The sequence below is a fragment of the Aerophototrophica crusticola genome, assembly GCF_012913305.1.
GTDB lineage: Bacteria > Pseudomonadota > Alphaproteobacteria > Azospirillales > Azospirillaceae > Niveispirillum > Niveispirillum crusticola.
The window spans coordinates 2,843,902-2,858,441 of record NZ_CP051775.1 but is presented as its reverse complement, the minus strand read 5'-3'; the positions used below and the strand labels follow the sequence as shown (position 1 = coordinate 2,858,441).

Here is a 14,540-nt window from a genome sequence, read left to right as displayed (position 1 = left end):
GGGACAAGTGTGTCGGGACTGGTACTGAAAGCACTGCTGGCAGGTTTAGCTCCCCTCCGGACAAGAGGGGCGGCGACGCCTGGGTGAACTGCCGACCAGGGGCAGCCTATAACGCATCCGCGGGTGGAAGGGAAGTGGTGTCCCGACGCCATATCTTACAAAAGCAAAAGGCCGGCGGGTCGCCCCGCCGGCCTTCGGTACTCTCCGGACCCGAAGGTCCCGTGCCTTACTCCGCGGCCAGCTTCTCAGAGGCCAGGTTGCGCAGCACGTAGTGCAGGATGCCACCGTTCTTGAAGTAGTCGACCTCGTCCAGGGTGTCGATGCGGCAGAGCAGGTCCACCGTCTCGGTCGCGCCGGACGCGCGGGTGATGGTCATCTTCAGGGGCATGCGGGGCTTCAGGCCGGCCTCCACCCCCTCGATGTCGATCACCTCGGTGCCGTCCAGGCCCAGGGTCTGGCGGTTCACGCCGGCCGGGTACTGGAGCGGCAGGACGCCCATGCCCACCAGGTTGGAGCGGTGGATGCGCTCGAAGCTCTCCGCCACCACGGCGCGGACGCCCAGCAGGCGGGTGCCCTTGGCCGCCCAGTCGCGGGACGAGCCGGTGCCGTACTCCTGGCCGGCGAAGACCACCAGCGGGGTGCCGGTTTCGGCATACTTCATGGCGGCGGTGTAGATCGGCATGACCTCGCCCGTGGGCACGTACTTGGTCACGCCGCCTTCGACGCCGGGCACCATCTCGTTCTTGATGCGGATGTTGGCGAAGGTGCCGCGCATCATGACTTCGTGGTTGCCGCGGCGGGCGCCGTAGCTGTTGAAGTCTTCGGGGCGCACCTGATAGCCCAGCAGGTACTCACCGGCGGGGCTCGCCTTCTTGATGTTGCCGGCGGGGCTGATGTGGTCGGTGGTGATGCTGTCGCCCAGGATGGCCAGGGGACGGGCGCCCTTCACGTCGGTCACGGCGCCGGGGGTCATGGAGATGCCCTCGAACAGCGGGGGCAGCTTCACGTAGGTGGAACCCTCGGCCCACTTGTAGGTCTGGCCCTCCGCCGTCGCGATCTTCCGCCACTGCTCCGGGCCCTGGAACACGTTGCTGTAGCGGCTGCGGAACATCTCCGGCGTCAGGAACTCGGCGATGGTCTGCTCGATCTCCGCGGAGGTCGGCCAGATGTCCTTCAGGTACACCGGCTGGCCGTCGCTGCCGGTGCCGATCGGCTCCCGCGTCAGGTCCAGGTGCATGGTGCCGGCCAGGGCATAGGCCACCACCAGCGGCGGGGAGGCCAGGTAGTTGGCGCGGACCTGCGGGTTGACGCGGCCCTCGAAGTTGCGGTTGCCGGACAGCACCGCCGCCACGGTCAGCTTGCCCTCATCCACCGCGGCGCTGATCGGGTCCGGCAGGGGGCCGGAGTTGCCGATGCAGGTGGTGCAGCCATAGCCGACCAGGTTGAAGCCGATGGCGTCCAGGTCCTTCTGCAGGCCGGCGGCCTCCAGGTAGTCCGTCACCACCTGGGAACCGGGCGCCAGGGAGGTCTTCACCCACGGCTTGCGGGTCAGGCCCTTGGCCGCGGCCTTGCGGGCAAGCAGGCCGGCGGCCACCAGCACGGAGGGGTTGGAGGTGTTGGTGCAGGAGGTGATGGCGGCGATCACCACATGGCCGTGGTCGACGGCGTAGTCCGTGCCCTTCACCGCGGTGGGCTGGCTGGTGGGCCGGCCGGCGATGTCGGTGGCCAGGAAGTCGCCGAACTCCTTCGCCACGTTGGACAGCTGCACCCGGTCCTGCGGCCGCTTCGGGCCGGCCAGGGAGGACTCCACCGTGGACAGGTCCAGCTCCAGCGTGTCGGTGAAGACCGGGTCGGGGCTGTTGGCGTCACGCCACATGCCCTGGGCCTTGGCATAGGCCTCCACCAGGGCCACACGGTCGGCGTCGCGGCCGGTGAAGGCCAGGAAGCGCAGCGTCTCCTCGTCGATCGGAAGATGCCGCAGGTGGCGCCGTACTCGGGGGCCATGTTGGCGATGGTGGCGCGGTCGGCCAGGGTCAGGTTGTCCAGGCCCGGGCCGTAGAACTCCACGAACTTGCCGACCACCTTCTTCTTGCGCAGCATCTGCGTGACGGTCAGCACCAGGTCGGTCGCGGTGGCGCCTTCCTTCAGCTTGCCGGTCAGGCGGAAGCCCACGACCTCCGGGATCAGCATGGAGATGGGCTGGCCCAGCATGGCCGCCTCCGCCTCGATGCCGCCCACGCCCCAGCCCAGCACGGCCATGCCGTTGACCATGGTGGTGTGGCTGTCGGTGCCCACCAGCGTGTCCGGGTAGGCGACGGTGGCGCCCTTCTGGTCCGTGTCGGTCCAGACGGTCTGGGCCAGGTACTCCAGGTTCACCTGGTGGCAGATGCCGGTGCCGGGGGGCACCACGCGGAAATTGTTGAAGGCCTTCTGGCCCCAGCGCAGGAAGGCGTAGCGCTCCCCGTTGCGCTGGAACTCCAGCTCCACGTTCTCATCCGCCGCGGTGGCGGTGCCGAACGCGTCCACCATGACCGAGTGGTCGATGACCAGGTCGCACGGGGTCAGCGGGTTGATCTTCTTCGGGTCGCCGCCGAGGTTCACCATCGCCTCACGCATGGCGGCCAGGTCGGCCACCGCGGGCACGCCGGTGAAGTCCTGCATCAGCACGCGGGCGGGGCGGTACGCGATCTCCCGGTCGGAGCGCTTGTCCACCAGCCACTGGGCGACCGCCTTCACGTCGTCCACGGTCACCGAGCGCCCGTCCTCGAAGCGCAGCAGGTTCTCCAGCAGCACCTTCATGGAGAAGGGCAGGCGGGACACGTCGCCCAGGCCGGCCTTCTCCGCCTCGGGGATGCTGAAATAATCGTAGCTCTTGCCGCCCACCGTCAGGGAACGGCGGACCTTCAGGCTGTCATGGCCGGTGATCGTGGACACGGGGAAGACTCCTCCATCGGGGTCGCTACGGCGCGCCGTCCGCATGTGGGCCCCGGCTCCAGCGTCCGGGGCAAGGGGGGCCGCCGCAATGGCGTTTGGTGGCCGTCATTTAGCGCTTTTCGCGCGTGGGGGCAAATGCCGTTGGGGCCGTGTGGCGCTTTGCCAAGGGGGTGCCCAAATGGTCGCGCAGAGTTGCGAACGATTCGCAACTTTGGCGCCGGAAGTCTTTGCCTGCGACAGGCGTAATGCAGGCCAGGAATTCAGCGGAAGGGGCCCGGCCGGGGGTACGAGGACGGTGCCCGGCGGGGCGGATGACTTAGGGGCGGCGGAAATGGCCGCGCCGCGTGCGGGGGTACTCCCGCAGGGGGTGGGAGTCCGGGGGGTGAAAACAACCCTACGCTGGTCGGGGGTGAGTCGTTCAGACGCATTGCCGAAAAGAAGCTTGCGGAAACGGCCCCCTCATCGTGGATTCGTTACTTGCCGGGCCGTGCTTCCGCAAGAATCTCTTTTTGTCAGGGGGGCGATTGACAGGCCGGGATTTTTCACAGAAACGTCATTCCCGGCCGCGCGAAATGCGCCGCGCGCATGGCTGGCCCATGCGGCGCGGGGGTGCCAGGGAGGGTCCGTAACCGATGCTGTCTTATGCCGTCCGGCGACTGCTGGAGGCGATCCCGACGCTGCTCGTGATCGTCGCCCTGTCGTTTTTCCTGATGCACGCCGCCCCCGGCGGGCCGTTCGACAGCGAGCGGGTGCTGCCGCCCGAGATCGAGGCGAACCTGAAGGCCGCCTACAATTTGGACAAGCCCGTCTGGCAGCAGTTCGTCATCTATCTTGGCAACGCGCTGCAGGGCAATTTCGGCCCCTCCTTCACCTATAAGGACTTCACGGTCAGCGAGCTGCTGGGCACCGGCTTCCCCGTGTCGCTGCGGCTGGGCCTGACGGCCATCCTGCTGGCGGTGATCATCGGCTGCACCCTGGGCATCCTGGCGGCCATGCGCCAGAACACCCGCACCGACTATTCCATCATGGGCTTCGCCATGATCGGCATCACCATCCCGAACTTCGTGATGGCGCCGCTGCTGACCCTGGTGTTCGGCATCTACCTGGGCATGCTGCCGGTGGCGGGCTGGGGCGATGGGTCCATCCAGTACATCATCCTGCCGGTGGTGGCGCTCGCCCTGCCGCAGATCGCCATCATCAGCCGCCTGACCCGCGGCGGCATGGTGGAGGTGCTGCGCAGCAACTTCGTCCGCACCGCCCACGCCAAGGGCCTGCCGGAGCGGGTGATCATCGTCCGCCACACGTTGCGCGCGGCGCTGTTGCCCGTGGTATCCTACCTGGGCCCGGCCATCGCCGGCCTGGTCACCGGCTCGGTGGTGATCGAGCAGATCTTCGGCCTGCCTGGCATCGGGCGCTATTTCGTGCAGGGCGCCATCAACCGCGACTACACGCTGGTGATGGGCACCGTGATCACCTACGGCACGCTGATCGTGCTGATGAACCTGCTGGTCGACCTGGTCTACGGCCTGCTCGACCCCCGCGTCCGCTACGACTGATTTGGGCCAGGAAGGAACAGGCACCATGGCCACTGACATCACCGGCGGCACCAAGCGGGCCGCCCTGATCGAGAAGGCGGGGGAGGAGGTCCAGGGCCGCTCCCTCTGGCAGGACGCGCAGCGGCGGCTGTTCGCCAACAAGATGGCGGTGGCCAGCATGATCGTGCTGGGCATCATCACCCTGATGGCTGTCTTCGCCGACGTCATCAGCCCGCACGCCTATGACGAGGTCTACTGGGACTATATCGGCGTGGGTCCGCAGTGGGAGAACAACCACTGGTTCGGCACCGACGCCAACGGCCGCGACCTGTTCATCCGCACCCTCTACGGCGCCCGCGTGTCGCTGATGGTGGGCATCGTCACCACGCTGGTGGCCCTCATCATCGGGGTCACCTACGGCTCCATCGCCGGCTATTTCGGCGGCCGGGTGGACAGCCTGATGATGCGCGTGGTGGACGTGCTGTACTCCATGCCGCTGATGTTCTTCATCATCATCCTGGTGGTGGTGTTCGGGCGGCACATCGTGCTGGTCTTCATCGCCATCGGCTGCGTGGAGTGGCTGACCATGGCCCGCATCGTGCGCGGCCAGACCCTGTCGGTGAAGCGCAAGGAATACATCGAGGCGGCCCGCGCCTCGGGCGTCTCCACCCCCAACATCATCCGCCGCCACATCATCCCCAACGTCATCGGCCCGGTGATCGTCTTCGTCACCCTGATGGTGCCGGTGGTGATCCTGGTGGAAAGCTTCCTGTCGTTCCTGGGCCTGGGCGTGCAGGAGCCGATGACGAGCTGGGGCGTGCTGATCTCCGAGGGCGCTGCCCAGATGGAGAACGCACCCCATATGCTGATCTTCCCGGCCGTGTTCCTGGCCGTGACCCTGTTCTGCTTCAACTTCATCGGTGACGGCCTGCGCGACGCGCTGGACCCGAAGGACCGGTAAGGGGACCCGCGCTGATGGCTGCCGTTCTTGAAGTCCGCGACCTGCAGGTCCGTTTCGCCACCCCCGACGGGGAGGTGAGTGCCGTCAACGGCGTCAGCTTCGACGTCAACGAGAGCGAGTGCGTCGGCATCGTCGGCGAGTCCGGCTCCGGCAAGAGCCAGCTCTTCATGGCCGTGATGGGCCTGCTGGCCAAGAACGGGCGCACCCTCGGCTCCGCCAAGTACCGCGGGACCGAGCTGGTGGGCATGCCCGTGGACAAGCTGAACAAGATCCGCGGCGACAAGATCGCCATGATCTTCCAGGACAGCATGACCGGCCTGACGCCCCACCTGCGCATCGGCCGGCAGATGACCGAGGTGCTGGAGGAGCACAAGGGCATGGGCGGGGCCGACGCCCGCGCCCGCGCCCTGGACATGCTGAACCTGGTCCGCATCCCGGAGGCGGCCCGCCGCCTGAACCAGTACCCGCACGAGCTGTCGGGCGGCATGCGCCAGCGCGTGATGATCGCCATGGCCCTGCTGTGCGAGCCGGAACTGCTGATCGCGGACGAGCCCACCACCGCCCTGGACGTGACCGTGCAGGCCCAGATCCTGGAGCTGATGGCCGACCTGAAGCGGGTGACCAAGGCGGCGGTGGTGCTGATCACCCACGATTTGGGCACCGTCGCCGGCCTGTGCGACAAGGTGCAGGTGATGTATGGCGGCCGCTTCATGGAGACGGGCGACGTCCGCCAGATCTTCTACAAGCCGCAGCACCCCTACACCAAGGGCCTCCTGTCCTCCATGCCCCGCCTGACGGAGGACCGGCGCACCACCCTGTACGCCATCCCCGGCCAGCCGCCCAACCTGCAACGCCTGCCCGCCGGCTGCCCCTTCCAGGAGCGCTGCGAGTTCGTGCACCAGCGCTGCGTGGACGAGCTGCCCCTGTTGCAGGAGGCCCGCCCCGGCCAGTTCAAGGCCTGCCACCTGGAAAGCCTGGAACACCCGGTGGATGACCCGACCCGCGCCGCCATCCCGGCGGAGGCGATGCCCCCCGTGATCCGTGACGTGAGGACCGCGTGATGCCCCCCGTCGAGAACGCAGAGCTCCTCCGCGTCCAGGACCTGAAGGTCCACTTCCCCATCCGCACCGGCGGGATCGTCTTCGGCCAGTACACGCCCCTGAAGGCGGTGGACGGGGTCAGCTTCAGCCTGAAGGCGGGCGAGACCCTGGGCATCGTGGGCGAGTCCGGCTGCGGCAAGTCCACCCTGGGGCGCGGCATCCTCCAGCTCATCAAGCCCACCGACGGCAAGGTGGTGTTCCTGGGCAACGAGATGACCTCCATGGCGGGGGAGCAGCTGCGCGCCCAGCGGCAGCACATGCAGATCGTCTTCCAGGACCCGCTGGCCAGCCTGAACCCGCGCATGACCGTGGGCGACATCATCGCCGAGCCGCTGACCGTCTTCTTCCCCAAGATGTCGGTCGCCGAGCGCAAGGCGAAGGTCAAGGCGCTGATGGCCAAGGTCGGCCTGCTGCCGCAGATGATCAACCGCTACCCGCACGAGTTCAGCGGCGGCCAGTGCCAGCGCATCGGCATCGCCCGGGCCATGATCGTGGACCCGAAGATGGTGATCTGCGACGAGCCGGTGTCGGCCCTGGACGTGTCGATCCAGGCGCAGATCGTCAACCTGCTGATGGATCTGCAGCAGGAATTCGGCCTGTCCCTGCTGTTCATCAGCCACGACCTGTCGGTCGTCCGCCATGTCAGCCACCGGGTCATGGTGCTGTACCTGGGCAAGGTGATGGAGATCGCCAGCCGCGACAGCATCTATGCCGAGCCGCTGCACCCCTACACCCAGGCGCTCATCTCCGCCGTGCCCATCCCGGACCCGGACCTGGAGAAGAACAAGCAGCGCATCGTGCTGGGCGGCGACCTGCCCAGCCCCATGAACCCGCCGTCCGGCTGCGTCTTCCGCACCCGCTGCCCCCGGGCCACGGACATCTGCGCGCAAGTCGTGCCGAAGCTGGAGGAAAAGGCCCCCGGCCACCAGGTGGCCTGCCACCATTGGGGCCCGCCGGCCCAGGCGCTGGTGTGAGGGGAGACGCCACGGCGCCTGTTTTCACCCACATCCCCCATCCCCTGGCCGTCATCCCGGCGCAAGCCGGGACCCAGGGGCCACAAGCGCTTGGGCTGGTCTTGTCAGGGCGGGTACACCCGGCGAGGTTGGGCCCGTAACCCTGGGTCCCGGCTTTCGCCGGGATGAGGATTTTGTACCTCATTCGGATGGTTTGGCGACGGCTGAGATTGGGGCAGCGGTAGGCACCCGGGCCAAGGACGCCCGGGGGGACACGACGGGACAGGCATACCCCACCCGTCCCCCTACCCCCATGGAGGGGGATGTATTACCATCCCGGCCGCTCGTGTTTTGCGGGAGTTGGGATGTCGTCCAACCAGGGACCGCAGGCGGAAGCGTCCGCGCCGCCGGATAGGGCCGGGGTCGAACCTCCGGAACTGCTGGCCGACCTTGCCTGGTCCCTGCGTGACCGCGACCCGCCCCGGGCCGACCGGGTAGCCCAGGACCTGCTGGCCCGGCTGGGGCAGCGGGATGACACGGGCGCGGCATCCATGCGGGCCCGGGCGGAGCTGGTGCGCGCCTGGGCGGCCATGAACGCCGGCCATCCCGCCGCCGCCCATCTGGCCCTGGACCGGGCGCGGGCAGGCTTCACCCAACTGCAGGACACCAAGGGGCTGGCGGACACGGACCTGGCCGCGGCCGACCTTGGCCTGCTGGAAGGCGACACGGCGGAGCGGGTCGCCCGGCTCTCGGCGGCGGAGCAGGCCTACCAGGCGTTGGGTGAGGTGGCCGCCTGGTCGGAGGTGGTGTCCCGCCGCACCGCCATCCTGCTGTACCAGGGCAAGGCCGCGGCGGCGCGGGAACTGGCCGAGTCGGCCCTGGCGGCGGCCCGGCGGGTGGCGGATGCGCCGGCAGAGGCCGCCGCCCTCTATGCCCTGGCCCTGATCGCCCTGGACCGGGGCACCCATGCCCTGGCGTTGGAGCTGTTCGACCAAGCCCTGGCCCTGGCGCGGGCGGAGAGCCTGCGGGTGCTGGAGGGCTTCTGCCTGGCCAACCGGGCGGTCTGCCGGTCGCGCATGCGGGACCAGCTGGGCTATCTGGCGGGGCTGAACCAGGCGTTGGCGGTATGGCGCGGCATCGGCCGCACCCAGCAGGTGGGCTTCGTGCTGAACAGCCAGGCCTTCCACTATATCCGGGCCGGCCGGCTGGACCGGGCGGAGGCGGCGCTGGCGGAGGCCTGGGACCTGCTGTCCGCCGGGCCGCGGAACCGCGTGGTGTCCACCAACCGGCGCTATGCCGGCGACCTGGCCCTGCGCCAGGGCCGGGTGGAGGACGCGTCCGCCTGCTATGCCGAGGGCTGGCGCATCGCCGAGCGGCTGCGCCAGGCCGACCTGGCCGTGAACTGCCGCCGCGGCCAGGGCCAGGCCCTGTCACGCCTGGGGCGGGGGGCGGAGGCGTTGGCCCTGATGGGCGAGGCCCTGGCCCTGGCGCGGGAGACGGGCAACCGGGTCGAAGGCATCATCGAGACGTTGAGGGCCATGGCGGAATGCCACTTGGCCCACGGCCTGCCCGCGGCCGACGGCACCCCGGCGCCTTTGGCCGCCAAGGCCCTGCTGGAAGAGGCGCTGGCCGTGGCGGAGGAGGTGGAGGGCTACACGCCCCCGGCCGAGATGCGGGAGCTGCTGGCCTCCATCCTGATGGCGGAGGGCGACCACCGGGCCGCCGCCGCCCAGCTTGCCGCGGCCCTGGCCGCCGTGCGGGTGGGGGAGGACACGGAGCGGCAGGAGCGGATGGCCCAGGCCCAGGCGGACGCGGAGCTGGAGCGGGCCCGCGCCATGGCCGACGTGGAGCGCCGCCGGGCGGAGGAGGCGGCATCGGAGGCGCGCACCCTGGCCATGCTGGGCGGCATCGGCCAGGAGGTCACCGCCAGCCTGGAGCTGGAACGGGTATTCGAGACCCTGCACGGGCGCTTGGGCGGCCTGCTGGACGCCCCCATCGTCGGCATCGCCCTGCTGCGGGAGGCGGACCGTCGGCTGGACATGCCCTTCCTGGTGGCGGAGGGGCGGCGGCTGCACCCCGTGTCCCATCCCTTGGACAGCCCCTCCAGCCTGGCCGCCCGCTGCCTGCGGGAAGGCGGCGACCTGCTGCTGGCGGAGGAGGGGGAAATCGCCGCCGCCCCCCTTCTGCCCGGCCTGACCCGCCGGCCCCGCACCGTGGCATGGCAGCCCCTGTCGGTGCAGGGCCGCATGCTGGGCGCCCTGACCTGCCAGAGCTTCGCGCCCAACGCCTATGGCCCGCGGGAACTGGACATCATCCGCACCCTGTCCTCCTACGGCGCCATCGCCCTGGCCAACGCCGCCGCCTATGAGGCGCTGGACAAGGCCCTGTCGGAGCTGCGGGAGACGCAGGCCCGGCTGGTGCAGCAGGAAAAGATGGCCGCCCTGGGCCAGCTGGTCGCCGGGGTGGCGCACGAGGTCAACACACCCGTGGGCATCGCCCTGTCCGCCGCCACCAACCTGCGCGACGCCATCGACCGGGCCGACGCCGATTTCCGCGCCGGCAAGCTGAAGCGCAGCGCCCTGGAGGAGCTGTTCGCCGACGGGCGCGAGGGCACGGTCCTGATCGAGCGCAACGCGAAACGGGCCAGCCAGCTGATCAGCAGCTTCAAGGAGGTGGCGGTCGACCAGACCAGCGACCAACGCCGGCAGGTTCAGCTCGGCCGCTACCTGGAGGAGGTGGTGACCAGCCTGACCCCCCGGCTGCGCCGCAGCGGCCACGCCGTGCGGGTGGAGGCGCCGGCCGACCTGGCGGTGGACAGCTATCCCGGCGCCCTGGCCCAGATCGTCACCAACCTGGTGGTCAACGCCGTGGACCACGGCTTCGCCCCCGGGGAGAAGGGCGGCATCCTGATCGAGGCGGCGGCCCAGGGGGCGGAGATGATCCGCCTGACCGTCACCGACACGGGCCGCGGCGTGGCGCCCGACATCCGCGCCCGTATCTTCGATCCCTTCTTCACCACCCGCCGCAGCCAGGGCAACACGGGCCTGGGGCTGCACCTGGTCTACAACTTGGCCACCCGCCGCCTGGGCGGGGGCATCGCCGTGGAAAGCCCGGCGGAAGGGGGTACCCGCTTCGTCGTCACCTTCCCCCGGGTGGCCCCCCAGCCGCAGCAGGGGGAGGGGACGGAGGGCCTGTTGACGGAGCCTTAACCCTCTGCCGGGCAGGGTGGCGGCCGACCTGACCGCCACCGGAGGGACCGTCCCATGCGCTTGCCCGGCGCCACCCGCATCGACCTCAACACCCTGGCCACGCTGGTCCTGCTGCCGGCCGTCACCGGCCTCGTCGTGGGCGGGACCGTCGCCTGGTCGGTGCCGACCGCGGCGGCGGAGCTGGGCGGGTTCCTGTTCGCCCTCAGCCTGGTGAAGCTCTGCTACCTGGGCACCGCCGCCGCCCACCTGGGCCGCTGGATCGCGGAGAAGACCGACGGCGGGCCGGGCAGCGCCGGCTGGTGGAGCGGCGACGCGGACGAGTACCTGTCCCACCACCGGGCGCGGGAGCAGGAAGGCTGCGACTGGGCCGCCTTCCCCAACCCCCTGGACGGCTGCGCCCTGGCCATCGCGCTGACCACCCTGGTGCACATGCTGACCCGGTAAGCGGGCAAGGGACAAGTCAACAGGGACGGCACGGACGGGAACACCGACAGGTCAGAAGAATGCCTGCGGCGCGGGGAAGGTTTCGCGCGCCCGCCCTGCCGTTCGCCTGCCGGAATGCTTTGCCAATCGAACCGTTCGGCTCCATGTCCCCAATATAAGTGGGGTAGTGCGCATCCCCCCTCTTGAAGCGCGGGGGTGGCTTCTTATGTCAGGCCCTGGTCCGGGCCCCTCTGGCAGCCGAGGCGTCGGCTGTGATGTCGGACATCACCTGCATCCGCCAACGCAGGCACAGAGATTAGGCATCCCCAATGGAAAGCCTTATGTTGTTTATGACCAGCGACTTCCTCGGGAAGGACGTCTGGCTCTGGTTGCTGTTCCTCGGCATCGTCGTGGCCCTGCTGGTCTTCGACCTGGGCGTCCTCAACAAGAAGGACCACGAGATCGGGGTGAAGGAGAGCCTGGTCCTCTCCGCCTTCTACATCGCCATCGCCGCCCTGTTCGGCGGCTGGGTCTGGTGGTACATGGGCCCGACCCCGGGCATGCAGTACTTCACCGGCTTCGCGCTGGAAAAGGCGCTGGCGCTGGACAACGTCTTCGTCATCTCGCTGATCTTCACCTATTTCGCCATCCCCCGCCTCTACCAGCACCGGGTGCTGTTCTGGGGCATCCTGGGCGTGATCATCCTGCGCGGCATCATGATCGGCCTGGGCGCGGCGCTGGTGACCAACTTCGACTGGGTGCTCTACATCTTCGGCGCCTTCCTGATCATCACCGGCGTGAAGATGCTGATGATGAGCGGGGATGACGAGCACGACATCTCCCAGAACGCCGTGCTGAAGTTCCTGAAGAAGCGGATGCGCGTGACGGACGAGCTGCACGGCAACGACTTCTTCGTGAAGAAGCCGGACCCGGTGACGGGCAAGGTGGTGCGTTTCGCCACGCCGCTGTTCCTGGCCCTGCTGATGGTGGAGTTCGCGGACGTGATCTTCGCCGTGGACAGCGTCCCGGCCATCTTCGCCATCACCACCGACCCGTTCATCGTCTACACCAGCAACATCTTCGCCATCCTGGGCCTGCGCGCCCTGTACTTCGCGCTGGCGGCGATGGTGCACCGGTTCAAGTACCTGAAGTACGCCCTGTCCATCGTGCTGATCTTCATCGGCGGCAAGATCTTCTGGAACCAGATCTACGGCAAGCTGGACCCGGCGATCTCCCTGTCCGTGACCTTCGGCCTGCTGGCGGCCGGCGTGCTGTACAGCCTGTACAAGACCCGGAGCGACGAGAAGAGGCTGGCCCACGGCACGGCGGACTGACCCCTGGCCATGCCGGAACGAAGACGGGGGCGGCCTCGCGGCCGCCCCCGTTTTCTTGTCGTGCAATCAAGTGCCGGCGATCAGGCCATGCCCACATAGGGCGCCACCTCGACGCCGCCCTTGTAGATCATCACCACCGCCACATAGGCGATGACGCCCAGGCCGACATAGGCGATCCAGTGATACTTCTCCAGCAGCTTGGCGATCAGCGTGGCCGCGGCGCCCATGAAGGCCACGGACAAGGCCAGGCCCAGCACCAGCACTTCCGGATGCTCGTTGGCCGCGCCCGCCACGGCCAACACGTTGTCCAGGGACATGGAGACGTCGGCCACGATGATCTGCCGGATGGCGACACCGACGGGCTTCACCCCCTCTGCCGGCAAGGCCTCCGCCTTGGGGTTGGAGCCTGAGGGGTCTATCCCCTCGGCCACCACCTCGGCGCCCACATCCTCCGCCGCCCGTTCCCGGATCTCGCGCCACAGCTTCCAGCAGACCCAGAGCAGCAGGATGCCGCCGGCCAGCATCAGCCCGACGATCTGCAACAGCCAGGTGGTGGCCAGGGCGAAGATGATGCGCAGCACCACCGCGGCGGCGATGCCCCAGAAGATGACCTGCCGGCGCTTGTCCTGGGCCACGCCCGCGGCGGCCATGCCGACGACGATGGCGTTGTCGCCTGCCAGCACGAGGTCGATGAGGATCACCTGCCACAAGGCATGCAGGAACGACAGATCCATCCGAAAATCCTCAAAATGGTTAGCGGGACGCTTCTAGCACGACGCCGCCCCGGCGCGAACCGCCCCAAGCTGCATAAGGGCATTGTCCCGTAGGGTCATGCCGCCATGGGCGCCCCACCCGCCGGCCCCGGTCGGGGGGCGGTGACGCTGCCGGCGGGGGCAGGGGCCTCAGTCGGGCAGGGGGATGAACTCGTGCTCGCCGGGCACGGCCGGGAAGCGGCCGGCCTTCCAATCGGCCTTGGCCTGGTCGATCCGGTCCTTGCGGCTGGAGACGAAGTTCCACCAGATGTGCCGCGGGCCGTCCATGGGCTCCCCGCCCAGGAACAGCAGCCGGGCGGGCGGCTGCCCCGCCTCCGGCCCGCGGACGGTGATGGCGTCGCCCGGGCGGAACAGCAGCAATTGCCCGGCCTCGTGCCGGTCACCGGCGATGGTGATGCTGCCCTGGGCCACATAGATGGCCCGTTCCTCATGCTCCGCCGGCAGGGCGACGGCGGCACCCGGGTCCAGCGAGACGTCGGCATAGAACATGGCGCTGAAGCTTGGGGCGGGGGAGGTGGCGCCGAACAGGGACCCGGCGATGATGCGGGCGCGCTTGCCCTCCCCCTCCACCACGGGCAGGTCGGCGGCGCCGAAATGGGCGAAGCCGGGGTCCGTCTCCTCGAACCGCTCGGGAAGGGCCACCCAGGACTGGATGCCGAACATGGGGTTGGCATGGCCGCGGAGGGTGGTGTCCGTGCGCTCCGAATGGGCGATGCCGCGGCCGGCGGTCATCCAGTTCAACTCGCCGGGCCGGATGGGCTGCACCGTGCCCAGGCTGTCCCTGTGCATGATCTCGCCCTCGAACAGGTAGGTGACGGTGGCCAGCCCGATATGCGGGTGGGGCCGCACGTCGATGCCGGTGCCGGGCTGGAAGGTGGCCGGGCCCATCTGGTCCCAGAAGATGAAGGGCCCCACCATCTGCCGCTTGGCGCTGGGCAGCGCCCGCCGCACCTCGAACCCGCCCAGGTCGCGGGCGCGGGGCACGATCACCGCCTCCAGCGCGGGGCACATGCCCGCCTCGTCCCAGGGGTCCTGCGCCGGCTGCCAGCTCATGCCCGCCTCCCATCCGTCGGTTGCACGAAGGGGACCATTGCGGCTGTCCGGGACGGCGCCGTCAAGGGCGGGGTGGCAGTGTCACCGGCCTATGACTTTCGACAAGGCACGGGCGCCGCGGCCGGCCTCGACCGGTCAGGGCACACCGGCGTGTGTCCTTGTACTTGCCTGATCTGTCGCGGCGTTGCGGGAAGGCGACACATCGTCTCTAAAAACGTAACAGGATGGTAGCAATCCGACCGAAACAGGCTTGGCACCATCAGAT

9 protein-coding genes and 1 pseudogene are annotated in these 14,540 nt (G+C 69.0%); 7 read left to right on the top strand and 3 right to left on the bottom strand.

Annotation, left to right across the window (positions count from 1 at the left end; translation table 11 throughout):
* Positions 1-226: 226 nt before the first annotated feature.
* Positions 227-2,979 (bottom strand): annotated as a pseudogene (acnA, locus tag HHL28_RS13940) (aconitate hydratase AcnA).
* Between the two features lie 587 nt (positions 2,980-3,566).
* Here acnA and oppB point away from each other — a divergent pair.
* The 7 genes from oppB (at position 3,567) to HHL28_RS13905 (ending at position 12,449) form a co-directional block, all read left to right on the top strand.
* Positions 3,567-4,490 carry an oligopeptide ABC transporter permease OppB gene (gene oppB, locus HHL28_RS13935; protein WP_075769850.1) on the top strand — a complete coding sequence of 308 codons (924 nt, stop codon included), beginning with the start codon at positions 3,567-3,569 and terminating at the stop codon, positions 4,488-4,490.
* Between the two features lie 25 nt (positions 4,491-4,515).
* Entirely contained in the window at positions 4,516-5,430 is a 915-nt protein-coding gene (locus HHL28_RS13930; protein WP_075769849.1) for an ABC transporter permease subunit, read from the top strand.
* A 14-nt stretch (positions 5,431-5,444) separates the two neighbouring features.
* Positions 5,445-6,491: an ABC transporter ATP-binding protein gene (locus HHL28_RS13925; RefSeq protein ID WP_075769848.1), complete on the top strand. Its 1,047-nt coding sequence runs from the start codon at positions 5,445-5,447 to the stop codon at positions 6,489-6,491.
* A complete protein-coding gene (locus HHL28_RS13920; protein ID WP_075769847.1) occupies positions 6,491-7,504 on the top strand; it encodes an ABC transporter ATP-binding protein in 1,014 nt (337 codons plus the stop codon). The genes HHL28_RS13925 and HHL28_RS13920 overlap by 1 nt, the downstream gene beginning before the upstream one ends.
* Positions 7,505-7,848: 344 nt before the next feature.
* A complete protein-coding gene (locus tag HHL28_RS13915; RefSeq protein ID WP_075769846.1) occupies positions 7,849-10,692 on the top strand; it encodes an ATP-binding protein in 2,844 nt (947 codons plus the stop codon).
* Between the two features lie 54 nt (positions 10,693-10,746).
* Positions 10,747-11,136 carry a hypothetical protein gene (locus tag HHL28_RS13910; protein WP_075769845.1) on the top strand — a complete coding sequence of 130 codons (390 nt, stop codon included), beginning with the start codon at positions 10,747-10,749 and terminating at the stop codon, positions 11,134-11,136.
* 308 nt (positions 11,137-11,444) lie between these two features.
* Positions 11,445-12,449, top strand: a complete 1,005-nt coding sequence (locus HHL28_RS13905) for a TerC family protein (RefSeq protein ID WP_075769844.1) — start codon at positions 11,445-11,447, stop codon at positions 12,447-12,449.
* 80 nt (positions 12,450-12,529) lie between these two features.
* Here the strand turns inward: HHL28_RS13905 and HHL28_RS13900 are convergent, their stop codons facing one another.
* Both HHL28_RS13900 and HHL28_RS13895 read right to left on the bottom strand, forming a co-directional pair.
* On the bottom strand, positions 12,530-13,183 hold the full coding sequence (locus HHL28_RS13900; RefSeq protein WP_075769843.1) for a TerC family protein: 654 nt from the start codon (positions 13,181-13,183) through the stop codon (positions 12,530-12,532).
* Positions 13,184-13,351: 168 nt separating this feature from the next.
* Complete coding sequence (locus HHL28_RS13895) at positions 13,352-14,275, bottom strand: pirin family protein (RefSeq protein ID WP_075769842.1); 924 nt, start codon at positions 14,273-14,275, stop codon at positions 13,352-13,354.
* Positions 14,276-14,540 lie beyond the last annotated feature (265 nt).

Excerpts from the sequence above, each read along its gene's own strand:
- oppB (WP_075769850.1), top strand. The coding sequence starts at position 3,567 with ATGCTGTCTTATGCCGTCCGGCGACTGCTGGAGGCGATCCCGACGCTG.
- HHL28_RS13930 (WP_075769849.1), top strand. The coding sequence starts at position 4,516 with ATGGCCACTGACATCACCGGCGGCACCAAGCGGGCCGCCCTGATCGAG.
- HHL28_RS13925 (WP_075769848.1), top strand. The coding sequence starts at position 5,445 with ATGGCTGCCGTTCTTGAAGTCCGCGACCTGCAGGTCCGTTTCGCCACC.
- HHL28_RS13920 (WP_075769847.1), top strand. The coding sequence starts at position 6,491 with ATGCCCCCCGTCGAGAACGCAGAGCTCCTCCGCGTCCAGGACCTGAAG.
- HHL28_RS13915 (WP_075769846.1), top strand. The coding sequence starts at position 7,849 with ATGTCGTCCAACCAGGGACCGCAGGCGGAAGCGTCCGCGCCGCCGGAT.
- HHL28_RS13910 (WP_075769845.1), top strand. The coding sequence starts at position 10,747 with ATGCGCTTGCCCGGCGCCACCCGCATCGACCTCAACACCCTGGCCACG.
- HHL28_RS13905 (WP_075769844.1), top strand. The coding sequence starts at position 11,445 with ATGGAAAGCCTTATGTTGTTTATGACCAGCGACTTCCTCGGGAAGGAC.
- HHL28_RS13900 (WP_075769843.1), bottom strand. The coding sequence starts at position 13,183 with ATGGATCTGTCGTTCCTGCATGCCTTGTGGCAGGTGATCCTCATCGAC.
- HHL28_RS13895 (WP_075769842.1), bottom strand. The coding sequence starts at position 14,275 with ATGAGCTGGCAGCCGGCGCAGGACCCCTGGGACGAGGCGGGCATGTGC.